Raw genomic sequence first — 25,758 nt, 5'->3', positions numbered from 1 at the left:
AACGAAAGCCTATGATTCCAGGAATAAAAGGAGTTGTTTTCTCAGTTTTGAAAAATCAGAAGATGACGCCGAAATGTTTACTTGTCAAAGCCGCAGAGCAAGTGGAAGATAAGCGGGAAGAATATAAAGAAGTATTGCTTCAGCTGAATCGCATGCTCAAGAGAGCTGAGCCGCACAATGAATGGAGTGATCGGCTAATGCATACATATGAACAGATGAAGGAATATGCGCTGTTTGTGCAGTCTATTGAGATGTTTTTGCGGTCATCCGCGAAAAAAATGAAATAATCCCCCTCGATTATGAGGGGGATATTTATTTTATTTTCCGCTAAGGCGCATCGCCGAATGTTTAGTCGGTCCGATGTATTGGTTCAGCGGAAAGGATTCTTTGATTGCCGCGGTGATAAATTCTTTTGCCGCATAGATGGCTTCCTTCACTTCAGCGCCTTTGGCCAGTTCTGCCGTCACGGCGGCGGAGAATGTGCATCCGGCTCCGTGCGTGTAAGGTGTATCAATCATTTCGCTTTCTAATACTTCTGCGGTTTCTCCGTCATACAGCACGTCGATCGCTTTTTCATGTTTCAATTTGCCTCCGCCTGTAATCAATACATATTTCGCGCCGAGTTCGTGAATTTTCTTGGCCGCTTCTTTCATGTCTTCCACTGTTTTTAATTCATCCATACCGCTCAGCTGGCTTGCTTCAAACAGGTTTGGCGTGATGACGGTTGCCAGAGGCGCCAATTGGGTGCGAAGCGCTTCGGCATGCTCCGGATACAGCACTTCGTTCGCTCCTTTGCAGACCATGACAGGATCGATAACGACATTCTTCAGCTGTTTTTCTTTAATCGTTTTCGCCGCAAGCTCTATGATCTCCACGGTAGGGAGCATTCCCGTTTTCATGGCGTCTACGCCGATTCCGTCAACAATCGTCGCCAGCTGTGCGCGAATCGTATCGGCATCGATCGGAAATACTTGATGATCCCAGCTGTTCTCCGGGTCCATCGCTACGATCACGGTCAAAGCCGTCATTCCGTATACGTTTTTTTCTTGAAATGTTTTTAAATCGGCCTGAATTCCCGCGCCGCCGCTGGAATCAGAACCGGCAATAGTAAGTGCTTTGTGCATTGACATATCAATGGCCTCCATCAGTGTTTTATATCTCATTATAGTTAGATTTTCTCCCGATCACAATACGGAAGGCTTGGAGGAATGATTTGACAGCCGCGGGGGATGTGCGTACAATACCTACATAAGATTACTAGGTAAGGGTGAGAAAATAAATGCTCAACAGGGAGCTTGTAAAGGGAAGCACGGTCATTCTGGTGCTGACGCTGCTGAATGAACGGCCCATGTACGGGTATGAACTTGTGAAAGAAATGGAGAAAAGAAGCGGGAATGAACTGCAAATGAAGGAAGGCACGCTGTACCCATCGCTTCATAAGCTTGAACGCCAAAGCTATATTTCTTCTTACTGGGAAAAGCAGACCAAAGGGCCGGACCGAAAATATTACCGGATCACCGATGAAGGAAAGACCATTCTAGCCGAACGGACGAAGGAATGGAATCTGTTCTCTGCACTGATGGACCGGATGCTGAAGCGGGGCGGGCAGAATGGATAAGGACCTTTATGTGCAGGAAATCAGAAAAGGGCTGGAAGGCAAGGCCGGAAGCCGTGAATTATTAAAAGAAATCGAAAGCCATATTCATCATGCCATATGTGATCATTTGGAAAAAGGAAAAACCGAAAGCGAAGCGATGGCGCTTATTCTGCGGGAAGTGGGGGCTCCGTCTGAGATTATCTCTGCTTTTCAAAAAGCTTCGGCGGTGCCCGCGCGGACTTTTATGCTCTTTTATCTGTTCTGCAACTGCGGTCTTTTTGTGATGGGGGCGATGATTACGATGATGCACGCGTGGAGGATTCATCCCGCTGTTGACGCGCTGTGGAAAGGGATTTCCGTGTCAGTATGGCTGATTATGATCGGTTATGTGCTGTATTGGTTCCAAATCGGCTATCAAGCTGGCAAAGAGTTCGGGGCTGGCGGCAAAAAGCTTGCTGAGCGGACGGTATGGGCTTCAATGGTGCCGAATCTATGTTTTATGTTTGTCTTTTTGTTCAATCTGGTTCCGGCTGGGCTGTTTCCTTCGGCGGTCACACCGAGTTTTGCGGCAGTATGCGCCGTTGTGACGGTATGTTTTCCGTTTTGCGGCAAAATAGGTTTTTACGCAGGCAGGCAGAGGCTTGCCTGATCTTTTTCACTATATACATAGGGAATCTATATAGGGGTGTTAAAATGAGATTAGGTTCGTGGATGTACGGCGCGTGCGCCCAAATAGCCGTTACCGTATTTACCGCCTGCGGCTTGGTTCTTGCATTGCCCGTTGTGAGTCTTTTTATTATGGTTCTGAATGGGATGCAAGACGCTACTTTTGTTGTTTTCAGTATTTTGCTTCTTCTATTGTTTTATGCGCTGGGATGGATTTGGGCCGTTTCGTTTGCGCGTGAGTGGAAGGTGAAACTTTTCGAGCTGCAGATCAGTTCGCTCATTCCGCCGGCGGGTATATTATACTTGTACATTGACAGCGGGGTGAGTATACCGGAACTGATTCATGATTGGGATGAGGATGGATGTGCGCTTGTCCCGCCGGCTTTTGTCTGTTTGTGCACATGCTATGCAATGGTGTTGGTGCCTGTTTATCAATCAAAACTTTGGAACGCCATGGAGGCGGGCAGACTTAATGCCAAGGCGGTATGCACTGTTTGGGGAGACCTTCTGATCATTCTCGTTTTGCTGGCGGGCATGACCTGGATTTGTTTCTGAATGGGCAGAAATCAAAAATCCCCCCTGATCTCTCCGCCGCTTTATGTTTTAATAGAACATGAGAAAAAGCAGAAGGAGCGGGTCATGAATATATCAATTGTCATAGTCACGTATAACCGGATTCCGGCTTTGTGTGAGCTGCTGGAGTCGATTTCCATGCAGACCATAAAGCCTTATGAAGTGATCATTGTAAATGATGCCGGGGAATCGGTCGAACAAGCGAAGCAGCTGTACAGCGATCTGCCGATTCAGATTATTGATTTAGAACAGAATGCCGGACATGTGGAAGCGCGGAACGCAGGTGTGAAAAAAGCGTCGGGTGATTGTATCATGCTGTGCGATGATGATGATTTCATTACGCCGGGCCATTTGGAAAGAATGGCGGCTGCACTTGCTGATGCGGATTTTGTCCATTCTGACGCGGAAATTGTGTCATTTGAAGAACGGGGCGGCACGAGATACCCGGTGTCACGAAAGTCTTTCGCCTATACGGCGGATTATGCGGATATGCGGGTATTTTCCACGTACGTTCCGTCAGGCAGCATGTACAGGCGTTCTCTGCATGACACGTTAGGGTATTTTGATCCGGATGTCCATAATTATTGGGACTGGGACTTCTATTTGCGCGCCGCGAAACAGCACCGTGTGAAGCGTGTTCCTTGCGCGAGCGTCATATATGCGTTTTTTGAGGGAGGCGGCAATCAGTCCGCGGATCTCGGCGGCAAACGGAAGCGGTACTTAGACCGGTTAAGCGAAAAGCACGGGCTTGGGGAGCTCCCGACGAAAAACTTCGCGGTTCTTCTTGAAGAGCCGGACATGAAGAGGCGGGAGGCGCCGACTGACATTGTGTGGGACGGAAAGCCCGTCCATTCAAGACTGCAAAATTCATAGGGGGGACGGACAGTTTGAAACAGCTTTTAAAAGACAGCTGGTGGAATCAGCTGAAAGATGAATTTGACAAACCGTATTATCAAGAGCTGAGAGAAATGCTGAAACAAGAATACAGCAGCCAAACGATTTATCCAGACAGTCATGATATTTTTAACGCCTTGCATTATACGCCCTATGAGGATGTAAAAGCGGTCATTCTCGGACAGGACCCGTATCACGGGCCAGGACAGGCGCACGGGCTTAGTTTTTCCGTTCAGTCCGGGGTCAGACAGCCGCCGTCTTTGAAAAATATTTTCATAGAGCTTCAGGACGATATCGGCTGCTCCGTACCGAACCACGGATCGCTCGTCAGCTGGGCGAAGCAGGGAGTGCTTTTGTTAAACACAGTGCTTACGGTTCGCCGCGGTCAGGCCAATTCCCACAAAGGCAAGGGATGGGAGCGGCTCACTGACCGCATCATTGATGTGGTGAATGAAAGAGAGAAGCCGATTGTCTTTATCCTGTGGGGGCGTCACGCGCAGATGAAAAAAGAGCGCATTGACACATCGAAACACATTATTATTGAATCGACTCATCCGAGCCCGTTTTCGGCAAGGAACGGTTTTTTCGGGAGCAGACCGTTTTCCCGTACAAACGCCGTCCTTGAAAAAATGGGGGAGCAGCCGATCGATTGGTGCATCCCCGACCTGCCGCAATAAACGGTTTTTTTGAGGCGCTTCCGCCCGGCGGAAGCGTCTTTTTGACGTTCAGGGCGATATGCCGTCAGAAAAAATAACAAACTCAATTCTGCGATTCGCTCAGAAATTTGATAAAATGCAGGAAGAAGACAAATTACTGCTGGAGGATTTACTCATGAACATACATATCTCTGCTTTGATTCAGAAGATGGAAGAAGAACTGAGGCAGGCGAAAACGGCGACCCGCACCGAGGAGGTCAAAATGCACGCGGCCGCCATCCGCTCTCTGTGTGATGTCGTGCTCGGCACTCAGACGCACACCGATCCGGCGCCTGTGCAGAATCCGATTCCGAAAGCGGCGCCGAAACCTTCCGCGTCTCCTTCGACAGACCCGCTGCTGCTTGAAAAAATGATGGGCAGCGCCGGGCTGAACCAATATCAGAAAAAAGCGAAAGACGAACGTGAGGAAGACGGAAACGGGGATTCCATTTTCGATTTTTAACAGGAGAGGTTGATTGACTTGAAACTGATACTCGGGGGTTTGCAATGGACGGCATTTATGATTGCGGCTGCGATTGTAGTTCCTGTCGCCATCGCACAATCATTTCACTTGAACCATGCCGATTCTGCCGCATTGATTCAGAGCACATTTTTTGTGCTTGGCGTCGCCGCGGTCATCCAATGTCTCCAGGGACATCGTCTGCCGATTAATGAAAGCCCGGCAGGCTTATGGTGGGGCGTATACACGATTTACGGCGGACTGACTGGCACGGTGTTCGCGACATTCGGCGAGACGCTGCGGGCGCTGCAAGGGGCGCTGTTATTAAGCGCTGTCTTTTTCTTTTTGTTCAGCCTTTTTAAAGTGATTGAACGGCTGGCCGTGCTGTTTACGCCGGTTGTGACCGGTGTGTATCTGCTGCTGTTGGTCATGCAGCTGAGTCAGCCGATTGTGAAAGGCCTTTTGGGCATCGGCTATTTAAAAAACAGCGTCGACGGCCTTGTATTCGGGCTCGCCATGGTTGTGACGGCGGCGATGTTCATCATGTCCCGATCGAATGTTACGTTCTTAAGACAGTATGCGATTCTCCTTTCGCTTGCCGGCGGATGGATCTTATTCGCCGTCTTCGGCGCTGCCAAACCGATTCAAATACCGGACCGCGTGATTCAGCTGCCGGCTCTTTTTCCGTTTGGAAAACCCGTGTTTGACAGCGGCCTGATTATTACATCACTCTTCATTACCGTGCTTTTGATTGTCAACATGCTCGCGAGCATCCGGGTTGTAGAAGCGGCGGTGAAAAAATTCGGCGGCACCGTCGGGAAGCGGCGTGAGCGTCCGGCAGGGTTTGCGGCTTCGATCAGCCACCTTTTGAGCGGACTGTCAGGAGGCATTGCGCCTGTGCCGATTTCAGGGGCAGCCGGTTTTATTGAGACGACGAAGCTTCCTTCGAAAAAGCCGTTTCTTTTGGGAAGTGTATTTGTCATGATCATCAGTATGATCCCGCTATTTATGAATGCGTTTGCGAGTCTGCCCTCACCGGTCGGCTTTGCGGTAAACTTCGTCGTTTTCTCCACGATGGCGGGTCTTGCCTTTACGGAGTTTGACTCTTATGAGAAAGCGGAGCAAAAACGAATCCGCTCCATTATCGGTCTGGCGCTCCTGACGGGAGTCGGTGTGATGTTTGTGCCGGAGAGCGCGTTATCGGGAATGCATCCGATACTGATTTCGCTCTTAAGCAACGGTCTTGTGCTCGGGACGCTGCTGGCGATAGCGATTGACCGAATCCAGCTTATCAAAAAGAAAAAATCCGACAATCTCGTGTCATCGGACGGCGGACGTTGAATTTTGCCGATGTTGGGTTATGATTGAATTGGAAACTTTAACGAAAAGGCGGGAGAAAAATAGATGAAAGTGTTTATTATTCTTGGTGCGATTAACGCTTTATTGGCCGTGGCGCTGGGCGCTTTCGGCGCGCATGGGCTTGAAGGGAAAATCCCCGATAAATATTTGCAGGTGTGGCACACAGGCGTGCAATATCATATGTATCACGCGCTCGGTCTTCTGGCTGTCGCGTTTTTGGCCGAAAAGCTTTCTGGCGCAGGCAGTGTTTCTGTTGCGGGCTGGCTGATGTTTGCGGGCATCGTTCTGTTTTCAGGAAGCCTGTACGTATTGAGCGTGACGCAGATTTCCATTCTCGGCGCGATTACACCGCTCGGCGGCGTGGCGTTTATCATCTCTTGGATTATGATTATCGTCGCGGCCGTCAAATATTTATAAAGAAAAAAAGCCAATCCTCTGTCAAGTGAGCGATTGGCTTTTTGATTTATCTCGGAGAATAAGAAGACATGGAGTACGGATAAGTATAAGCGATTTCCTCATCAAACGTGATGTAATCAAGGTAAATGGTCAAAAGCAGATAGCGGGTGCCCGTTTTCGGATCGCTGATGATGATATGGTCACGTCCCGCTGCCTGAATCACACCGCGGAAAATCTTTGAATTCCATTCTTTGCTGTTTTCAAATGTCATATAAATCGTCGCCGTTTTGCCCCGGTTCAACCGCAGAATATTTTCAATGTATGACTCTTCAATCGGCAGCATGCCGGGAACGTTTTGTGACGATGATGGACCTGACGGGATTTGAAAGCTGCCGCCGCCCTGCTGCTGCGGCTGACCGGGGAACCCCCCGCCGAAGCTCTGCTGGCCTTGCTGCATCGGCATTGTCATTTGCTGCTGCATCGGCATCATTTGTGATCCTTGGCCCTGAGGCTGCGGATAAGGATTAGGCCCGAGCTGCGGCTGGTATCCTTGCATATCCATTCCCATCCCCATCCCTTGCATTTGCTGATATTGATTCTTTTTCGGTTTCATATTGTTCCTCCTTTGATGAAAACCTCTTGATGCTGAAACCTCCTGAAAAGTATCAGACAGCCGACAGAGCGGCTGCTGTTTTTATCTATTCCACCATATGAGCCCAAAGAAAGATTTATGCGGAAAAAGAAAATACGCTCCAATAAGTCCGGACATCAGGGCCGGCTTTTTTTGTGCGCGCAATGCTGACTTTTCACATAATAGTCTGTATTCCTATCGCATCTTCCGCATAAGGAACATATGATAGCGGTAGTTTCAGGTGCGAAAAGGGGGTGACGAGTTGCCTAAAGTGTCAGTGATCATGACGAGCTATAACAAAAGTGACTATGTGGCCCGCTCTATTAAAAGTATTCTGTCTCAGACGTTTACGGACTTTGAGCTGTTCATTATGGATGACAACTCAAATGAAGCGACATTGGCGGAAATACGTCCTTTTCTCACGGATGGCCGCGTCCGGTTTTATCAAAGCGATGTATCGGGCGTCAAAGAAAGAACGGAAAAAACACGCTACGCCGCCTTGATTAATCAGGCAATAGAAATGGCGGAGGGCGAGTACGTGACGTATGCGACCGACGACAACACGTATGTGCCGGAACGGCTTGAGAAAATGGTGAAAGAGCTTGATGAAGACCCGGAAAAAGCCGTCGTGTATTCAAGTTCCAAAACCTATCATCTGAATCAGCGGAAAGAGACGGTGAAGGAGACGGCCAGGCCCGCCGAACGGATCGTGTGGAACGCGCCGTGCGCCATTGACCATTGTTCGGTCATGCACCGGTTTTCCGTGCTGGAACAGGTTAAATCGGCATTCGGTTCCTATTGGGATGAAAGCCCCGCGTTTTACCGGATCGGTGACGCCCGTTTCTTCTGGAGAGTGAATCATTTTTATCCGTTTTACCCGATTTCTGAGGAGCTTGATATCAATTATATTACCGATCAATCCATCCATTATCAGCTTTTCGCGGCGGAGAAAAACGAGTTTGTGAACAGCCTTCCGCAGCAGACCACGTGCCGGGAGCTGAGGGAATCATTAAAAAAGCTTGGAAAGGGGTGAGGGCTTGTCGGCATACTTAGCGAACTATTGGGTGCTGTACCGGCAGTATATTGACCTGTTTCAGTCACTTCGCTACAAAGACATCCCGCTCGCATTGATCAGTAATTTTTATCAATATATCAGTCCGGCGCTTCGGGAGAGCATGGAGCAGAACCCAGAGCTTTTCGGTCCGGCTGATCAGCATATTCCTGAAACCGGTATACAGCCATATTATGATCAAAAAAGGCAAAACATTAAGAAAACAGATGAGAAACCGGTAAACGGAAAAGTCATTCTGCATTTCGATCATCTTCGGTTCACCGAGGGAAACTATCGGCAGTTTGATCCGGCAAAAACAGCGGTACTGGCCAGATGGAGTCTGCCTGACCATTACGGGCTGCCCGTTATCTGCAAATTGGAGCTGACGGAAATGGGGCAAAAAGGGAACCCCGTCCCTTATATTGAAAAAGCCCATTCCATTTTAAAAGAGCTTCACAGCCATCCCGCTTTCGGAAACAGAGAATTTCAGGAACGTTTGTATAAAGACATTCCATTATTTATTGAAGCGATTGATGCCGTTGATATTTTGTTTACGGCCGAGAAGATTTCCGCCGTTGTAGTCGGCACGACAGAGGATATTTACAGCCGTGTACTGGCGCTGATGTCCGCGAAAAAAAACGCCGTCAGCATCTGTCTCCAGCACGGAGCGCTCATGGGAGATGAAGCGTTTCTGCCCGTATTTACGGACTATCAGGCTGTATTCGGGGCTTATGAAGCGGAGTGGTATAAAGCAAAAGGCTGCAGGGATGAACAAATCATCATCACGGGCCATCCCCGTTTCGACGAGATTTTCTCAAGAGAACCGATAGATCAGGATACGTTTTACCGCAAACTTTCTTTTCTCCCGTCACAGCGGACGGTGCTGATCGCCACGCAGCCGTTTTCTGATGAATTTTATACGGGAGTGCTTGAAGAGCTTGCCGGCCAAAAGAACATGCAGCTCATTATTAAACCGCATCCGTGGGAAATCGGCAAAAACAAGCTGGATGCTTACAATCAGGTGCTGCGGAAATATAAAGCAGGAAAAATCATCAAAAAAGAGATGGAGCTGTATGACATTCTCCCGTATGTTGACGCTGCGGTGACTCAGACATCAACGGTCGGTCTTGAAGCGATGCTGTTTCAAAAGCCCGTGCTGATCGGAAAATCAGCGGGAACCCGCAGATACCCTTATTATCACTCACTTGGAGAATTTGTCTTTGAGGACCCGCAGGCACTCGCTCAGGAATTAATCCGGATATGCGAAAGCCCCGCAGAATATCAAAAAGCGGAACAGGCGCGCCGTGCTTTTGTCGCCGCGAACTACCCGGTTCAGGATTCGCTTGCCGCTTTATGCCAAGTGCTTCAGGAAAAAACCGGAGTCAGCTTCAGACGGGTTGACCCTTCATAAAAAAGATAGGAGCGCAAAGAAAATGGTGCAAAAAAGATCAGCTTTTCTTTCCTATTCATTGCCCATGATCGGGAAGGACGAAATTCAGGAGGTTATTGATACGCTTGAATCGGGCTGGCTTTCAAAGGGACCGAAAGTAGAGGCGTTTGAAAAAGCCTTTGCTGCCTGGACGGGGGCAAAGCACGCGATCGCGCTGAACTCATGTACCGCCGCTTTGTTTTTGGCCCTGAAAGCGAAAGGGATCGGTCCCGGCGACGAGGTCATCACGTCTGCCGTCACGTTCAGTTCAACGGCCAATACAATCGTGCACACAGGCGCCGTTCCGGTGTTTGTTGACATCGATCCGCTTACGCTGAATGCGGACCCTGAAAAAATTGAGGCGGCCGTCACCCCGCGGACAAAGGCGATTGTACCCGTTCATTTCGCCGGCCAGTCGTGTGATATGGATCAGATTCTGGCTATTGCCGAAAAGCATCAGTTATTTGTCTTAGAGGATGCCGCACATGCCGTGTACACCACGTATAAACAGAAAATGATCGGATCAATCGGTGATGCGACGGCATTCAGCTTTTACGCGACAAAAAACCTGGCAACCGGTGAAGGCGGCATGCTGACGACGGACGATGACGGGCTTGCCGATCAGATCAGGGTGCTCAGCCTTCACGGCATGAGCAAAGGCGCGTGGAACCGCTATTCTTCAAACGGAAGCTGGTACTACGAGGTCGAAACGCCCGGCTATAAAATGAATATGTTTGATCTTCAGGCAGCGCTTGGGCTTCATCAGCTGAAACGGATTGACAGCATGCAGCAAAGAAGAGCTGACATTGCGAGCCGCTACCAGGACGCCTTCAGACACATGAAAGGGCTGACCATCCCGCATGTCAGTGATGACGGGCGGCATGCATGGCATCTGTATGTTCTTCAAATAGAGGAGCAGGAGGCCGGGATCAGCCGGAACGATCTGATTTCCGCTTTAAAAAACCAATATAATATCGGCACAAGTGTTCATTTTATTCCGGTTCCGTTCCATCCGTATTATCAAAAAACATACGGGTATAAGGAAACTGACTTTCCGGCCGCGGCCGCGTATTATCACCGCACCGTGTCACTCCCTCTTTATCCGTCAATGACAGATGACGACGTTGAATACGTCATTGCAGCCGTTACGGATATCGTCAAAGGGGCTGATTAGGTGTACAGACTGAGGGAAAATCTTGCGCAGGACATGATTCATGCCTTCCTGCATCAGAAGGGCATCCAGCCGGAAGCCTATGAATCGTCGCTCTGTTTATTGGAAGAAAACAGCCTTCAAGGCGTGATTTTATATGAAAACTCTTCGTGGGAAAGTCAATTGTTCCGAAAAAATATCATCAATGTGAAGCTTGCAGCCGCAAACAGCACCGGACAGCTCAAAAGGCTGTTTCAGGAATTTTACGCGGCAAGGCGGGCGGCAGGCACTGATTTTATATTTATTAAAATACCGGCTGAAGATATCGGCGCGATGCAGGTCGTTCAGCAGCTTCCGAACGCTTATTTTGTAGGGAGTCTGCTCAAACTCGTCAGCCCGGTGCGTGTATATAACAGCACGCCGCCATTTGAGATTACAGAAGCCGGACCCGGCGACACGGAAGCGATCAGACGGCTGGCCCGCGACGCCTTTACAAAAAGCAGGTATTACCAAGACCCCCATCTCAGCTATGAAAGTGCAAACCGCCTGTTTGAAGAGTGGGCGCGGAATAACGCGGAAGGCAGAGCTTCGTTACAATTCGCCGCCACATATAAGGGAGAGACCGTGGGCTTTGTTCAGGGGCTGTCTAAAGGCGATGAATTCGTCCTTGATCTGATGGCGGTAAAGCCGGGATTTGAAGGGAAAGGAGCGGGATTCCATTTAGCGGCGCACGTGATTGAACAATCATTGCGTTTTCAGCATAAGACTGTATCAGCGGGAACGCAGCTCCACAATGTAAGAGCCATCCGCCTGTATGAAAGAATGGGATTTAAAGCGGATGCGTCCTATTACTACTATCATGTGTGGCCCGGGAAGGAGGCGGACTGATGGCATCATGCAAAATCGGAACGAAGTCAATCGGCGAAGGTTCGCCCGTATTCATCATCGCCGAAGCCGGAATTAATCATGACGGAAAACTGAGCCAGGCGTTTGAATTGATAGATGCGGCCAGTGAGGCCGGGGCGGACGCGGTCAAGTTCCAAATGTTTCAGGCTGACAAAATGTATCAGAAAGACCCCGGCTTGTACAAAACCGCTGCGGGAAAAAACGTTTCTATTTTTTCTTTGGTGCAATCAATGGAAATGCCCGCTGAGTGGATCGAACCGCTGCTTGAATATTGTAAGAAAAAAGGCGTGCTGTTTTTAAGCACGGTCTGTGACGAAGGCTCTGCCGACTTACTGTATGCGACTTCGCCTTCAGCCTTTAAAATCGCCTCCTACGAGCTGAATCATCTGCCGTTATTGAAATATGTCGCGGGACTGAAGACACCGATTATCTTTTCCACCGCGGGCGCTGATATTTCAGATATTCAGGAGGCTTATCAAACCATTACCGGCGAGGGGAACACAGAAATTGCGATCATGCATTGTGTGGCGAAATATCCCGCGCCGCCTGAATACAGCAATCTGAGCGTCATTCCCATGCTTGCCGCCGCATTCCCGGATGCAGTGATCGGTTTCTCCGATCACAGCGCCCATCCGTATGATGTGCCGTGCGCGGCGGTCAGGCTCGGAGCGAAACTGATTGAAAAGCATTTTACGATCGATAAAAACCTGCCCGGTGCTGATCACTCCTTTGCCCTCAATCCGGATGAATTAAAAGAAATGGTTGCGGCGATCCGCTCGGTTGAAGCGGAGCTGCGGCAGGGGCATCACGCTCCGGTGCCGGAAGTGCTGTCGGGAAGCTCCCATAAAACCACGACACCGATTGAAGGGGATATCAGAAGGTTCGCTTACAGAGGCATTTTTTCAACAGCGCCGATTCAAAAAGGCGAATGTTTTACGGCTGAAAACCTTGCCGTCCTTCGTCCCGGCCAAAAACCGCAGGGGCTCCACCCGAGATATTTTGAGCTTTTAACTGACGGCGCGCGTGCGGTCAGGGATATCCCCGCCGACACGGGCATCACTTGGGATGACCTTTTGACGAAAGGCAGCCCATATGATGACTGACATTTTGTTTATCATTCAGGCGCGGATGGGAAGCGGGCGTCTTCCCCGCAAAGTGCTGAAACCGATCGGCGGGTATACGATCCTCGATATGATTGTCAAAAGGGTTCGGCAAAGCGCGTATTATGATCAATCACGGGATAATCTGATCGTCGCCGCGTCTGACAGCAAGACCGACGACATTCTGTCTGCGCACTGCATCAGCAAGAACTACCGTGTGCACCGCGGCAGCGAACAGTGCGTGCTTGACCGGTTTGCACAAGTCATCGAACAAGTAAAACCGGACATCGCAGTCAGACTGACGGGGGATAACCCGTTTGTCGACCCTTCGCTGCTTGATTTTCTGATTCAATCGCATTTAGATCAGCACGCAGACTACACGTATATTTGCGGTACACCGCTCGGCATCGGCGGCGAGGCGGTTAACGCGCGTCTTTTAACGGAGATCAATGCCGACAAAACGCTGGCGGACAAATATCAGGAACATGTCACCCTTTTAATAAGAGAATCTCCTGAGAGGTACCGGCTTCTCTTTCCTGAGCCCCCGCAGGAACTCCGGGCCCCCCACTTGCGGCTGACCGTCGATACCGAAGAGGACTACAGGCTGGCCCGCGAGCTGTACGTAAAAGCGGGCTCGCGTCCTGATATTCCGGCAAAAGAATTGATCCATCTGCTGAATCGTGATCCGGAGCTCAGGGCCATTAATCAAATGATCCGGCAAAAAGAGGCTGATTAGCATGCGGGTTCTGATTTTCGCGGACGGGGGCCGTGACATCGGCATGGGGCACGCGGTCCGGATGAAGCTGCTTGCCGGTGTCATTAAGAACAATTGCTCAATAACGTTCTACACAAATAAAGAGGCTTCTTCTTATCTGTCTTCTGATCAATGGGAAGTGATCATCAAGCCTGACAAGGGACAGAAGGAATTTATTGTCCGGGAAATAAACAGGCAGGCTCCTGACCTTCTCATATTCGATCTGCTCGATATGCCGTGTGACTGGTTTGAAGAAATCAAAAAGTATTCATCGGCGCGCATCGTCTTATTTGAAGAAAAACGGGAACATGTCATTCATTTATGCGATGCCGTTATAAACGGCATTTACGGAGGGCTGAAAAGCCGGACGGTTCAAATGGGCAGCGCCGCGGTATATGAAGGCCCGGAATATATCATTCTTCATCCGGGTTTTGAAAAAGCAAAGCAGCTTTATCAGCTGAGAAAAGAATGCCGGACCATATTGGTTTCATTAGGAGGAAGCGACCCGAAGAAGCTTGTCTTTAAAGTGATGGAAGCATGCCGCCGCATCCCCGGCATTCAGCGAAAACGAGTGATCATCGTCATGGGCGGCGCCGCGCCTCATGCTGATGACTTGCGCGCGCATCTTACACAAATGCCTTATGCCAAGATGGTAAGGCAGACAAATGACATGGCCGCGCTTCTCATGAGGGCTGATATGGCCGTCGTGTCCGGCGGGATCACTTTATATGAAACCATTTGTACAGGTGTGCCCTGCATCGTACTTTCTCAAGTGGAGCATCAAACTGAGACGGCGGGAAAATTCGCCGCACGGGGGGCCGCCGTTCATCTCGGCCTTGGTGAATGCATATCAGCGGACGTTCTCGCACGGCATATGTCTGACATGGCCGCTGATTATCCGCTGCGGACCGGGCTTCATCAAAACGGAAAGCCGCTGGTTGACGGCAGGGGCATCAAACGGGCGGCGGCGATTCTTTATGATTTGTGATAAAACCACACGTAAGGAAGTGTTCATGTGAAAGGTGTTATCTTAGCCGGAGGCACCGGCTCACGCCTTATGCCGCTGACAAAAGCGGTCAATAAGCATTTACTCCCTGTCGGTCCATATCCGATGATTTACTGGTCGATCATGAAGCTGGAAGAAGCGGGGATTACAGATATCTTGCTGATTACGCAAAAAGAATATATTCCGCAATTTCATAAACTTCTCGAAACCGGAGAAGAGCTCGGCGTCTCAATCACATATCAGGTTCAGCCAGCCGCATCCGGTATTTCCGACGGTTTATCATACGCAAAGCGGTTTACCGGGCGCGATCCGTTCGTTCTGCTTTTGGGAGATAATATTTTTGAAGATTCATTAAAACCTTATACGGAGCGTTTCGCAAAGCAGGGAAAAGGAGCAAAAGTGCTGCTGAAAGAAGTGGACGATCCGGAGCGCTTCGGCATCGCCGAGATTGATGAGGAAAACAAACGGATCAAGTCGATCATTGAAAAGCCGGAGCAGCCGCCGACCAGACTATGCGTCACAGGGATCTACATGTACGACGCAGAAGTGTTTTCTTATATTGAACAAATTTCCCCTTCAAAACGCGGCGAACTGGAAATTACGGATGTCAATAATTTATACATTGAACACAGTGAGCTGACGTATGATGTGTTAACGGGCTGGTGGGTGGATGCGGGCACGCATGAATCGCTCTACCTCGCCGGAAGCCTGGCGCATCAGGCATTACAGAAAGGACAGGAGCATTAATCATGCCAAAATCATATTTAATTACAGGCGGCGCCGGATTTATCGGCCTTACCTTTACAAAGATGATGCTGAAAGAAACAGATGCGCAGATTACCGTCCTGGATAATCTCACGTATGCAAGCAGGCCGCTTGAAATAGAAGCCTTAAAAAAGAACGGCCGTTTCCGTTTTATCAAAGGTGACATTTCTAAAAAAGAGGACATTGACAAAGTCTTTTCCCAAATGTATGACGCTGTCATTCATTTTGCGGCTGAATCCCATGTGGACAGAAGCATAAATCAGGCAGAGCCGTTCATCACAACAAATGTGATGGGCACATACCGACTGGCGGACGCGGTGTTGCAGGGAAAAGCCGGCAGGCTGATTCACATTTCCACAGATGAGGTGTACGGAGATTTGGCGCCGGATGATCCCGCTTTTACAGAGACGACGCCGCTTTCTCCGAACAATCCGTATTCGGCCAGCAAGGCAAGCTCAGACCTGCTCGTCATGTCTTATGTGAGAACCCATAAGCTTCCTGCCATCATTACAAGATGCAGCAACAATTACGGGCCGTACCAGCATCACGAGAAAATGATTCCGACCATTATCAGGCATGCCGTAAACGGCACGCCGGTTCCGCTGTACGGCGACGGGATGCAGATCAGAGACTGGCTGTTTGCCGAAGATCATTGCCGCGCCATTAAGCTCGTGCTGGAAAAAGGAACACTCGGTGACATTTACAATATCGGCGGAGGAAATGAACGGACGAATAAAGAGCTTGCGTCATTTATCATGAAGGAGCTTGGTGTCGAGGAACGGTTTGCTCATGTCGAAGACAGAAAAGGGCATGACCGCCGTTACGCCATCAATGCTACAAAGCTGAAAAATGAGCTGGGATGGCAGCAGGACGTCACATTTGAAGAAGGAATGAGAAGAACCATTCGCTGGTATACAGACATCCAAGACTAATCGGAAAGAAGGGGATCCGATTGACGAAGGTATTAGTAACCGGAGCGGCCGGCCAGCTGGGGCGAGAGTTATGCCGCCAGCTGAAGCAGGAAGGGTATGAAGTGATCGCCTTGACAAAAGCGATGATGAACATATCCGACCAGCGTTCGGTGCGGCACTCGTTCAGCCATTACAAGCCGGATATCGTCGTCAATACGGCGGCATACACCTCCGTTGACAAATGTGAAACGGAGCTCGACAAAGCGTATTTAATAAACGGAATCGGCGCTTATTATGCCGCGCTTGAGGCTGAAAACACCGGCGCGAAATTCATTCACATCAGCACCGATTACGTCTTCAGCGGCAAAGGAACACGGCCATACCAGACCGATGATCCCGCAGATCCGGGCACGATTTACGGAAAAAGCAAAAAACTCGGCGAAGAACTGATCCGGTTAACGGGGAAAAACCACACCATTATCAGAACATCGTGGGTGTACGGCAGCGGCGGGCACAACTTTGTCAATACGATGCTGAAGCTTGCGGATACACATGATCAGGTTCGTGTCGTTAACGATCAAGTCGGAGCGCCGACGTATACAAAAGATTTAGCCGAAACGGTGATCGGTCTGTTTGACAGGCCGCCGGGCTTATACCACGCCGCAAACAGCGGAGTGTGCAGCTGGTATGAATTCGCCAAGGCTATTTTTGAAGAAAGCGGCAGAACCGCCGCCGTGCTGCCCGTCACGACGGAGGAATACGGAAATGAGACGCCGCGCCCCGCTTATTCGGTGTTGAGTCTTGAGTCGATTGAACGGCAGGGGCTCGGCATGAGGCATTGGCGGGAAGCGCTGCGGGATTATTTACAAAGGGAGGGACAGTGCAAGTGATCGAAGGCGTAAAAATCAAAAAGCTGATCAAACACAGCGATGACCGGGGTTTTTTCTCAGAACTCGTCCGTGACGATGAACATCTCTTAGAGCGTTTCGGGCAGGCTTCCTGGTCCAAAAGCTATCCCGGCGTCATTAAAGCGTTTCACTATCATGAGAAACAGGATGACCTGTGGTTTTTCCCGACGGGCCACGCCCAGGTCGTGCTCCATGACCTTCGCGAAGAGTCGGCAACCAAGGGAGAAACGGATGTCTACTACATGGGAGAAGACAATCCGATGCTCCTTCTCATTCCCAAAGGCGTCGCACACGGGTACAGAGTGCTGGGTGAAACCCCGCTGACCATTATTTATTTCACGACGATGTCCTACAATCCGGATCAGCCTGACGAAAAAAGAATCCCGTGGAATGATGACACCATCGGATTTGACTGGCAGACGGCTCACCGATAGCGCACAAGACGAAGACAGCGGATGTCTTCGTTTTTGTGTTTTTGTTGACTTTGATATGAGTGGAGCCAGTGAATAAGATACGACCGTCGACTATCATGATTGCTGGCCTGAAGAACAATTTCATCAAAAATGTCTTGGAAGATGGCGGTCAGTTAGGGATTTGAAATTTAAGAGATCTTCCCTTTCTTCTCCTATGGACATCATGCATCCTAAAAAACAATAAATGATTTATAGAATGGGGATAGGATTAGGATTTAATTAGAAAAATCTTAAGAAAAAAGTAATATTTGCTTAAGAGAAAAGAGAACTTTCCTTTATATAGTAGGAGTAGATATGGAAAGGGGAAAGCGAATGACATACATCTTAAAAACGAGTCAGCTTACAAAAACATTTAAAGGAAAAGAAGTTGTTTCCGGGGTTAATATGCACGTGAAAAAAGGGGAGATTTATGGATTCTTGGGTCCCAATGGTGCAGGTAAAACAACCATTATGAAAATGATTACAAATTTAATCAAGCCTACAAGTGGTGAAATAGAAATTTTCGGTGAGAAATTAACGGATACGTCATTTGAAGTTTTAAAAAGAATGGGCACCATTATTGAATATCCCATTTTCTATGACAACCTCACTGCTAAAGAAAATTTAGATTTCCATTGTGAATATATGGGCTATTACGATAAAAAATCCATTGACCACGCTATCGAGCTTGTAAAGTTACATAATATTGATAATAAAAAAGTGAAAGAGTTTTCTTTAGGAATGAAACAAAGGTTAGGAATAGCCAGAGCTATTTCTACAAGACCAGAACTTCTCATTTTAGACGAGCCGATTAATGGCCTGGATCCAATAGGTATAAAAGAGTTGAGGGATCTCTTTAAGTTACTTTGCAGAGAATATGGAATTACATTATTAGTCTCCAGTCACATTTTAGCCGAAATGGAACAAATGTCAGATACTGTTGGTATCATACAGAATGGGAAGTTAATAAAAGAAGTTTCTATGAAGAGTATAAACGGAAAACAAACAGAGTATATAGAGGTAAAAGTCCAAAATATAAAAAAAGCGTTATATATTTTAGAACAAGATCTGGGGATAAGAAATTTTAAAATGATTGATCAACAATTAATTCGTATCTATGAAACAGCAGTTACACAACAAGAAATCTCTAAAGCACTTATTCTGAATGACATTGGTATAGAAAGTATAAATAAAAAACACAGTTCTTTAGAAGAATACTTCTTAAATTCTATGAATGGGGAGGGAATACACACTAGATAGATTGCCCGTCTGTGTTATGCACCTATTTGCATTGTCTTAAATTCTTCAGCTGGAGGCTATTAGCATGTTAAAACTTATGAAATTAGAGTACAAAAAACATCACTTATCACAGTATTTTAAATGGGTGGCACTTTGGATATTCATCATCTTTGCCTTAGTGGCTTTTATGGGATGGGAATCTAAAAATGAAAATGAACTTATGTTTCGTGATTATGCAGATTTTATATCTCTAACTAATATTTTAATTAGAATTGTGTTTATTAGTTTTTCTGCTGTGATTTTATCCCGTTTAGTTATTGATGAATATAAAAATAAAACAATACAATTGCTGTTTACTTATCCTTTACAAAGAAAAAAAATAATGCAAGCTAAACTATCTATTGTCTTCCTATTCTGCTTTGTAAGTATTGTTATTGCTACGTTTGTTATTAACTTGTTAATTCTCTTCGTGAGTCCGCACTTATATTTATTCGAGAAGCCTGTTGAAATGAGTGAAGTTATTTCCGCTATGCCATCGACTCTTCTCACCGCTTTTATGATGGGAGGAGTGAGTCTGATTCCTTTATTTTTCGGCATGAGAAAAAAATCAACTTCTGCTACAATCACTTGGGCTGTCATAATCGGGGTCTTTATCAATGCAACAGTTTCCGACGGAGGAGAAACAGTCAGTTTAAGTCAATTTATTATCATTCCAATTATACTTTGTTTATTTGGTTTTTTAGTGGGTTATCTTTCTTACCGTAAGGTGGATCAGAAAGATTTATTGTAGATAAAAGGAGAAATTATACAATGAAAGATTATAGCATCATGTGCAGTGTTAATCGTAATCGGCGGAATTGTTTTAAGCCTTTATAAGACAGATACAAAAAACTTTAGAACGTGTCCTACAATGTTGAAAAAATTGATACTTTAAAAGTATATACTGACTCATGGGATGTGAAGTTTAAAAAGAGTAATTCAAATAAGGTAACAATATCTGCTGAGGGGAAGCAGAAAGATAAGGCTCCAGTTACATTTCAAGGAGATGGGGGTCGTTAGTCAAAAAGAACAAAAGAATGGCGGCTTTTTGGATGGATTTACTTTTGGGAAGCAGGGCGGCACAATCTATATTAATGTTCCCGATTCAGGTATGAACAATATTGAAATAACCAATAAAGATGGGAATATACAATTAAGTGAAATTTCAGCTGAAAATATTGTCGTTGATAATCATTCCGGTGATGAAAAAATCAATAATGTTTCGGCTCATACTGGAAAGTTTTCATCCAAGGATGGGGCGTTAAGCGTTGAAAATAGTTCTTTTGAGAAATTAAATATAACATCTGCAAGCGGCGATAACGAGATGAAGGAAATACATAGTTCCAATGTAAAGGTTACTTCTAAAGATGGAGCGGTTTCAATCAAGGACATAACAGAAGGAAAATCTTTATCAGTAAATACGAAATCAGGAGATATAGGTGTATCTTATAAAAAAGCGCCAACTTCACTTGCTGTTTTTGCTCAGAGTAATTCTGATGTAACGTTTGATCTAGATGGGCTTAATAAGAGCCATGATGGCGTAAAACTGAAAAAAGGTGAAATTGGCGCGGGAAGTAATAAAGTAAGTCTATCTAGTGAAGATGGATCGATAAAGGTGAGATAAAAAGAGAAAAACACAAGACAACAATTCCCGCTATTGAAGAATGGTTGTCTTATTTGTTTGTATTTAAAATGTTTTGGAATATTTATCTCCTTTTGTATAAAAAATAATTATAATGAGATTAATTATCTGTATAATGATTGAAATAAACAGTGAATTAAGAATATCTGTTTTATATTAAAGGAGCGGAAAGCTTGGGTTACAAAATATTAATTGTAGAAGACGACCAATTCATAAGCGATATGGTAAGCGAAAGCTTAACGAAAGAAGGGTTTGAAGTAACAGCAGCTTTTGATGGTGAAGAAGCTTTAGACATATTGAACAACCAAAAGTTTGAGGTTATATTGTTGGATTTAATGCTTCCGAAGATAGATGGGATGGAATGTTTAAGAATGATTCGTTCCAAAAGTATGGTTCCCGTTCTAATCATGTCTGCAAAAGATGAAGATGTAGATAAGGCACTTGGTCTCGGCCTCGGGGCTGATGATTATATTTCTAAACCTTTTTCTATGCTGGAGGTAATAGCCAGAATTAAAGCAACCATTAGAAGAGAAAGACACTATAAGAGCTCCCTGTCTTCAAAGGAAGAAAAAATCATTAAAATAGGTGATTTAAGTGTTGACCTGCATGGCTTTTCTGTTAAAAAATTCAATGAAAAGATTAATCTCACGGCAAAAGAATTTAATATTTTAAAACTCTTTATTTCTAATCCTTCACAAGTATATACTAAGTCTCAACTTTATAAATCCGTATGGGAAGATGAGTATCATGGAGATGAGAATGTAATTAATGTTCATATTAGACGGCTCAGAGAGAAAATTGAGGACGATCCATCTCATCCAATGTACATAAAAACTTTGTGGGGAATCGGTTATAAGTTGGGAGATTTTTGAATGTTTTATCTAGTGGTTATTTTATTCATATGCTCTGCAGCAGTAAATATATTTCTTTTCCGAAGCCGATTAAATCTAAGGACTGAGATTAAATATATAAGAAATAAACTTCGAAAAGTTGTTAATGAAGAGACAGGCGAAAGATTATTGCTTAACACGGAAGATAAATATATAAAATCCTTGTTAATTCAAATAAACCGTCTTTTAGACCATAATCAAAAGATCAAAGGGAACTACAATAGTATTGAACTGTCCATGCGAAAAATGTTATCAAATATTTCACACGATTTAAAGACGCCTTTAACAGTTATACTAGGTTATATTGAAATTATAAATAACGATAAAAGTCTGACTTCGGAAAAGGTTATGAGTTTACTAAAAACAGTTAATTTAAAAACGGTCGAGGTATTAGCGTTAATAAACCGTTTTTTTGAACTTGTAAAATTAGAGTCAGGAGATAAAAAATTAAATTCTTCACGAATTGACATATGTGAAGTCAGCCGAAAAATAATTTTGGATTACTACGAAATTTTAATCAGCAAAGAATTTGAAGTAGTGATTGATATACCCGATGATTCTATCTTTGTTAGCGGAGATGAAGAGGCAATTGAGAGGGTTCTGAATAATTTAATTACGAATGCAATTCAATATGGTTCCGATGGTAAGATGGTGGGTTTAAAGATCAGAATAACTGATAATTATGTTTTTGTAGAAATATCAGATAAAGGAAAAGGAATAAATGAAATGCATAAGGACCGTGTCTTTGAACGAATGTACACATTGGAGGACTCGAGAAATACCAATTATCAGGGAAGCGGATTGGGGCTGACGATTACTAAGAGATTAGTAGAGCAAATGGAAGGAAGTATATCTCTAAATAGTGTCCCCTTCAAAGAAACAACGTTTTCTGTACGTTTAAGACGTATTAAATTTTAATAAAAGCAGTGAGGTTTCTTCTATATACGTCTTCAAATCCCCTTTCTCTTTAATCTGAGAGGCTGACAACAGTCTCTTTTTTTTATACGCAAAAGGCTGGCATGAATCTTGCATATAAAAAGGGGCGTAACGACAATGTGAAAGGGATTGATGGGTTTTGGTGTAAAAGCGCTTACATTTTGTTCTGCCGGTAATTGAAGCTTACACGTAAAATACGATGAGGTGATAAAACATGTCAGCCAACCCGCTTTCTAAAAGCAATCAGAAAGATGAAGAAAAAGAAGTTCTTAATTTGTTCTTGTCAACACAATCGATCATAAAAGAAGCCCTGCGCAAACTGGGCTATCCTGACAATATGTATGAACTGATGAAAGAGCCGATGCGGCTTTTAACCGTCCGCATCCCCGTCAAAATGGACAATGGTTCAGTACAGGTTTTTACGGGCTACCGCTCACAGCATAATGACGCAGTCGGCCCGACAAAAGGGGGCGTGCGGTTTCACCCGGAAGTCAGTGAAGAAGAGGTCAAGGCGCTTTCCATCTGGATGACTTTAAAATGCGGCATCACAAATCTTCCTTACGGGGGCGGAAAAGGCGGCATCATCTGTGATCCGCGGACGATGTCATTCGGAGAGCTGGAACGGCTGAGCCGCGGATATGTGCGTGCGATCAGCCAGATCGTCGGTCCGACAAAGGATATTCCGGCTCCCGACGTATATACCAACTCACAGATTATGGCATGGATGATGGACGAATACAGCCGCCTGAGAGAATTTGATTCACCGGGATTCATTACGGGCAAACCGATCGTTCTCGGCGGTTCACATGGGCGGGAGACAGCGACCGCGCAAGGCGTCACGATTTGTATTGAGGAAGCCGTTAAGAAAAAAGGGATTCCATTGGAAAATGCGCGGATCATCATTCAGGGGTTCGGAAATGCGGGGAGCTTTCTCGCTAAATTTATGCATGACGCCGGCGCCAAGGTGATCGGCATCTCAGACGCCCACGGCGCTTTGTATGATCCTGACGGCCTTGACATTGATTACCTGCTGGATAAGCGGGACAGCTTCGGCACGGTGACGAATCTCTTCTCGGATGTCATAACGAACCGGGAGCTGCTGGAAAAGGACTGTGATATTCTCGTGCCTGCCGCAATCTCCAATCAGATTACGGCTGAAAACGCCCATCACATTAAAGCTTCAATCATTGTGGAGGCGGCGAACGGGCCGACAACGATAGACGCCACGAAAATCCTGAATGAAAGAGGCGTACTTCTCGTGCCGGATATTTTGGCAAGCGCCGGCGGCGTGACGGTGTCTTATTTTGAATGGGTGCAAAATAATCAAGGCTTTTACTGGTCTGAGGAGGAAGTCGCCGGAAAACTGCGCAGCGTCATGGTGAATTCGTTTGAATCCATTTATCAGACAGCGCATACACACAAAGTCGATATGCGTTTGGCCGCCTATATGACGGGCATCAGAAAGTCGGCTGAAGCGGCCCGGTTCCGCGGCTGGGTATAAGTGTTATCCGCAAAGAGATTTTGCATCAGTTATATAGCGGATCGCAAAATTTCTTTGCGTTTTCAGATTGCAGCTGACAGATTCGGACAAGCTTCGTCCGCTTTCGGCAAAGATTATCTTTTTTTTATCACAAATTGCTATGCTGGTATGCTTCTTGCATCTTCATAAAGCGTGAGCACACATTACAAAATACGGGGAGGAATTCTAATGACAGTTTCATACGCACACGAACCATTTACAAATTTTCAGGAAGAGACAAATAAACAATCGTTTCAGGAAGCGCTGGCTTATGTGAATTCACAGCTCGGCAAGCATTATCCGCTTATCATCAACGGTGAAGCGATTGAAACGGATAAAAAGATCGTTTCCGTCAATCCGGCAGATAAAAAAGAAGTGATCGGTTCTGTATCGGCAGCCGGAAAAGAACTTGCGGAAAAGGCTATGCAGGCTGCGCTGCAGGCATTTCAAACATGGAAAAAAGAACGGCCGGAACACCGCGCGAATGTGCTGTTTAAAGCGGCGGCGATCATCCGCAGAAGAAAGCACGAATTCTCCGCGTATCTAGTGAAAGAAGCGGGAAAACCGTGGAAGGAAGCGGATGCTGATACGGCGGAAGCGATCGATTTTTTAGAGTATTATGCCCGCCAGATGCTGAAACTGAAAGACGGTTCCCCTGTAAAGAGCCGTGACGGAGAATATAATCAGTATCACTATGAGCCGCTTGGGGTGGGAATCGTCATTTCTCCATTCAACTTCCCGCTTGCGATCATGGCGGGAACGGCGGCGGCAGCCATCGTAACAGGCAACACGATACTGCTGAAACCGGCGGATGCGGCGCCTGTCGTGGCGGCGAAATTCGTTGAAGTGATGAAAGAAGCGGGCCTGCCGGACGGCGTGCTCCAATTCATACCGGGCGACGGAGGAGAAATCGGCGACTATCTGGTTGAGCATCCGAAGACGAGATTTGTGTCGTTTACAGGCTCCCGCGCGGTCGGATGCCGCATCTATGAACGCGCCGCAAAAGTACAGCCGGGCCAAAAGTGGCTGAAACGGGTCATTGCCGAAATGGGAGGGAAAGATACGGTGCTTGTAGACAGAGATGCTGATCTTGATCTTGCCGCTTCCTCAATCGTGTATTCCGCCTTCGGATTCTCAGGCCAAAAATGTTCAGCCGGTTCCCGTGCGGTCATTCATCAGGACGTCTATGATGAAGTTGTTGAAAAAGCCGTCGCTTTAACAAAATCACTCACCGTCGGAAGTCCGGAAGATTTTGATACATACATGGGGCCAGTCATCCACGAAGCATCTTATAATAAAGTCATGAGTTATATCGAAATCGGCAAAACAGAAGGAAAACTCCTGACGGGAGGCGAAGGTGATGATTCAAAAGGATACTTTATTCAGCCGACCATTTTTGCGGATGTTGATGAAAACGCCCGCCTGATGCAGGAGGAAATTTTCGGGCCGGTCGTCGCAATCTCAAAAGCCCGTGATTTCGACCATATGCTTGAGATTGCCAATAATACCGATTACGGACTGACGGGCGCTCTGTTATCGAAAACCCGCGCGCACATTGAACGCGCCCGCGAAGATTTTCACGTCGGGAATCTATACTTCAACCGCGGATGTACGGGAGCGATTGTCGGATACCAGCCGTTCGGCGGTTTCAATATGTCAGGAACCGATTCAAAAGCCGGAGGACCTGACTATCTGATTCTTCATATGCAGGCAAAAACAACGTCTGAAGCCTATTAATCTTTCGGAAATAGCGCGATGAAAAAGAGAGTCGCGCTATTTTCTCTATATGA

Annotated in this window: 29 protein-coding genes; 27 read left to right on the top strand and 2 right to left on the bottom strand. The window is 46.6% G+C overall.

Annotation, left to right across the window (positions count from 1 at the left end; genetic code table 11):
* Positions 1 to 11 precede the first annotated feature (11 nt).
* Complete coding sequence (locus tag MY7_RS16500) at positions 12 to 287, top strand: hypothetical protein (RefSeq protein WP_042635591.1); 276 nt, start codon at positions 12 to 14, stop codon at positions 285 to 287.
* A gap of 30 nt (positions 288 to 317) precedes the next feature.
* Here MY7_RS16500 and MY7_RS16495 read toward each other — a convergent pair whose 3' ends face one another.
* Positions 318 to 1,130 (bottom strand): bifunctional hydroxymethylpyrimidine kinase/phosphomethylpyrimidine kinase, encoded by an 813-nt coding sequence (locus tag MY7_RS16495; RefSeq protein ID WP_003150959.1) that lies wholly within the window; start codon positions 1,128 to 1,130, stop codon positions 318 to 320.
* A 149-nt stretch (positions 1,131 to 1,279) separates the two neighbouring features.
* Here MY7_RS16495 and MY7_RS16490 point away from each other — a divergent pair, with 149 nt between their 5' ends.
* From MY7_RS16490 to MY7_RS16455, 8 genes are all read left to right on the top strand, one after another.
* The gene (locus MY7_RS16490) at positions 1,280 to 1,618 is read left to right on the top strand and encodes a PadR family transcriptional regulator (RefSeq protein ID WP_007614551.1); all 339 of its coding nucleotides are present in this window, start codon (positions 1,280 to 1,282) and stop codon (positions 1,616 to 1,618) included.
* Entirely contained in the window at positions 1,611 to 2,246 is a 636-nt protein-coding gene (locus MY7_RS16485; protein WP_007614549.1) for a permease prefix domain 1-containing protein, read from the top strand. The genes MY7_RS16490 and MY7_RS16485 overlap by 8 nt, the downstream gene beginning before the upstream one ends.
* A 44-nt stretch (positions 2,247 to 2,290) precedes the next feature.
* Positions 2,291 to 2,818: a hypothetical protein gene (locus tag MY7_RS16480; protein WP_029325746.1), complete on the top strand. Its 528-nt coding sequence runs from the start codon at positions 2,291 to 2,293 to the stop codon at positions 2,816 to 2,818.
* 84 nt (positions 2,819 to 2,902) lie between these two features.
* Positions 2,903 to 3,709, top strand: coding sequence for a glycosyltransferase family 2 protein (locus tag MY7_RS16475; protein ID WP_029325745.1), 807 nt, complete (start codon positions 2,903 to 2,905; stop codon positions 3,707 to 3,709).
* Between the two features lie 14 nt (positions 3,710 to 3,723).
* The gene (locus tag MY7_RS16470; RefSeq protein WP_029325744.1) at positions 3,724 to 4,407 is read left to right on the top strand and encodes a uracil-DNA glycosylase; all 684 of its coding nucleotides are present in this window, start codon (positions 3,724 to 3,726) and stop codon (positions 4,405 to 4,407) included.
* A gap of 154 nt (positions 4,408 to 4,561) precedes the next feature.
* Complete coding sequence (locus MY7_RS16465) at positions 4,562 to 4,888, top strand: YwdI family protein (protein ID WP_228767507.1); 327 nt, start codon at positions 4,562 to 4,564, stop codon at positions 4,886 to 4,888.
* Positions 4,889 to 4,906: 18 nt separating this feature from the next.
* Positions 4,907 to 6,226, top strand: a complete 1,320-nt coding sequence (locus MY7_RS16460; RefSeq protein ID WP_021494757.1) for a purine/pyrimidine permease — start codon at positions 4,907 to 4,909, stop codon at positions 6,224 to 6,226.
* A gap of 63 nt (positions 6,227 to 6,289) precedes the next feature.
* On the top strand, positions 6,290 to 6,661 hold the full coding sequence (locus MY7_RS16455; protein ID WP_003150969.1) for a DUF423 domain-containing protein: 372 nt from the start codon (positions 6,290 to 6,292) through the stop codon (positions 6,659 to 6,661).
* Between the two features lie 46 nt (positions 6,662 to 6,707).
* On the opposite strand, the gene gerQ is transcribed toward MY7_RS16455, so the two are convergent.
* Complete coding sequence (gene gerQ / locus MY7_RS16450; protein WP_007614539.1) at positions 6,708 to 7,253, bottom strand: spore coat protein GerQ; 546 nt, start codon at positions 7,251 to 7,253, stop codon at positions 6,708 to 6,710.
* A 280-nt stretch (positions 7,254 to 7,533) separates the two neighbouring features.
* Between gerQ and MY7_RS16445 the strand changes: the two genes are divergently transcribed.
* The 18 genes from MY7_RS16445 (at position 7,534) to pruA (ending at position 25,705) form a co-directional block, all read left to right on the top strand.
* Positions 7,534 to 8,304 carry a glycosyltransferase family 2 protein gene (locus MY7_RS16445; protein ID WP_029325743.1) on the top strand — a complete coding sequence of 257 codons (771 nt, stop codon included), beginning with the start codon at positions 7,534 to 7,536 and terminating at the stop codon, positions 8,302 to 8,304.
* Positions 8,305 to 8,308: 4 nt separating this feature from the next.
* Complete coding sequence (locus MY7_RS16440) at positions 8,309 to 9,733, top strand: capsular polysaccharide export protein, LipB/KpsS family (protein WP_007614534.1); 1,425 nt, start codon at positions 8,309 to 8,311, stop codon at positions 9,731 to 9,733.
* Between the two features lie 22 nt (positions 9,734 to 9,755).
* Complete coding sequence (locus tag MY7_RS16435; protein ID WP_007614533.1) at positions 9,756 to 10,925, top strand: DegT/DnrJ/EryC1/StrS family aminotransferase; 1,170 nt, start codon at positions 9,756 to 9,758, stop codon at positions 10,923 to 10,925.
* The gene (locus MY7_RS16430) at positions 10,926 to 11,789 is read left to right on the top strand and encodes a GNAT family N-acetyltransferase (RefSeq protein WP_007614531.1); all 864 of its coding nucleotides are present in this window, start codon (positions 10,926 to 10,928) and stop codon (positions 11,787 to 11,789) included.
* On the top strand, positions 11,789 to 12,910 hold the full coding sequence (locus MY7_RS16425) for an N-acetylneuraminate synthase family protein (RefSeq protein ID WP_007614529.1): 1,122 nt from the start codon (positions 11,789 to 11,791) through the stop codon (positions 12,908 to 12,910). Before MY7_RS16430 ends, MY7_RS16425 begins: the two co-directional genes overlap by 1 nt.
* The gene (locus tag MY7_RS16420) at positions 12,903 to 13,643 is read left to right on the top strand and encodes a cytidylyltransferase domain-containing protein (protein ID WP_029325742.1); all 741 of its coding nucleotides are present in this window, start codon (positions 12,903 to 12,905) and stop codon (positions 13,641 to 13,643) included. Before MY7_RS16425 ends, MY7_RS16420 begins: the two co-directional genes overlap by 8 nt.
* Before the next feature lies 1 nt (position 13,644).
* Positions 13,645 to 14,649, top strand: coding sequence for a PseG/SpsG family protein (locus tag MY7_RS16415; protein WP_007614524.1), 1,005 nt, complete (start codon positions 13,645 to 13,647; stop codon positions 14,647 to 14,649).
* A gap of 27 nt (positions 14,650 to 14,676) precedes the next feature.
* Positions 14,677 to 15,414, top strand: coding sequence for a sugar phosphate nucleotidyltransferase (locus MY7_RS16410; protein ID WP_003150981.1), 738 nt, complete (start codon positions 14,677 to 14,679; stop codon positions 15,412 to 15,414).
* Between the two features lie 2 nt (positions 15,415 to 15,416).
* Positions 15,417 to 16,364: a dTDP-glucose 4,6-dehydratase gene (gene rfbB, locus MY7_RS16405; protein WP_007614523.1), complete on the top strand. Its 948-nt coding sequence runs from the start codon at positions 15,417 to 15,419 to the stop codon at positions 16,362 to 16,364.
* Between the two features lie 20 nt (positions 16,365 to 16,384).
* On the top strand, positions 16,385 to 17,233 hold the full coding sequence (gene rfbD / locus MY7_RS16400; protein WP_007614520.1) for a dTDP-4-dehydrorhamnose reductase: 849 nt from the start codon (positions 16,385 to 16,387) through the stop codon (positions 17,231 to 17,233).
* On the top strand, positions 17,230 to 17,685 hold the full coding sequence (locus MY7_RS16395) for a dTDP-4-dehydrorhamnose 3,5-epimerase family protein (RefSeq protein WP_003150986.1): 456 nt from the start codon (positions 17,230 to 17,232) through the stop codon (positions 17,683 to 17,685). Before rfbD ends, MY7_RS16395 begins: the two co-directional genes overlap by 4 nt.
* A gap of 351 nt (positions 17,686 to 18,036) precedes the next feature.
* Complete coding sequence (locus tag MY7_RS16390; protein ID WP_029325741.1) at positions 18,037 to 18,963, top strand: ABC transporter ATP-binding protein; 927 nt, start codon at positions 18,037 to 18,039, stop codon at positions 18,961 to 18,963.
* 64 nt (positions 18,964 to 19,027) lie between these two features.
* Positions 19,028 to 19,732, top strand: coding sequence for an ABC transporter permease (locus MY7_RS16385; protein ID WP_007614508.1), 705 nt, complete (start codon positions 19,028 to 19,030; stop codon positions 19,730 to 19,732).
* Between the two features lie 255 nt (positions 19,733 to 19,987).
* Positions 19,988 to 20,605, top strand: a complete 618-nt coding sequence (locus MY7_RS16380) for a DUF4097 family beta strand repeat-containing protein (RefSeq protein WP_007614502.1) — start codon at positions 19,988 to 19,990, stop codon at positions 20,603 to 20,605.
* A 191-nt stretch (positions 20,606 to 20,796) separates the two neighbouring features.
* Positions 20,797 to 21,495, top strand: a complete 699-nt coding sequence (locus MY7_RS16375; RefSeq protein WP_007614500.1) for a response regulator transcription factor — start codon at positions 20,797 to 20,799, stop codon at positions 21,493 to 21,495.
* A complete protein-coding gene (locus MY7_RS16370) occupies positions 21,496 to 22,431 on the top strand; it encodes a sensor histidine kinase (protein ID WP_007614498.1) in 936 nt (311 codons plus the stop codon).
* A gap of 232 nt (positions 22,432 to 22,663) precedes the next feature.
* Entirely contained in the window at positions 22,664 to 23,950 is a 1,287-nt protein-coding gene (locus MY7_RS16365) for a Glu/Leu/Phe/Val family dehydrogenase (RefSeq protein WP_007614496.1), read from the top strand.
* A 207-nt stretch (positions 23,951 to 24,157) separates the two neighbouring features.
* Positions 24,158 to 25,705, top strand: coding sequence for an L-glutamate gamma-semialdehyde dehydrogenase (gene pruA, locus MY7_RS16360; protein WP_007614493.1), 1,548 nt, complete (start codon positions 24,158 to 24,160; stop codon positions 25,703 to 25,705).
* Positions 25,706 to 25,758: the final 53 nt, after the last annotated feature.

The organism is Bacillus sp. 5B6, assembly GCF_000259405.1.
GTDB lineage: Bacteria > Bacillota > Bacilli > Bacillales > Bacillaceae > Bacillus > Bacillus velezensis.
Note: the sequence above shows the minus strand (reverse complement) of the source record. Positions and strands in the feature narration are given on the sequence as shown.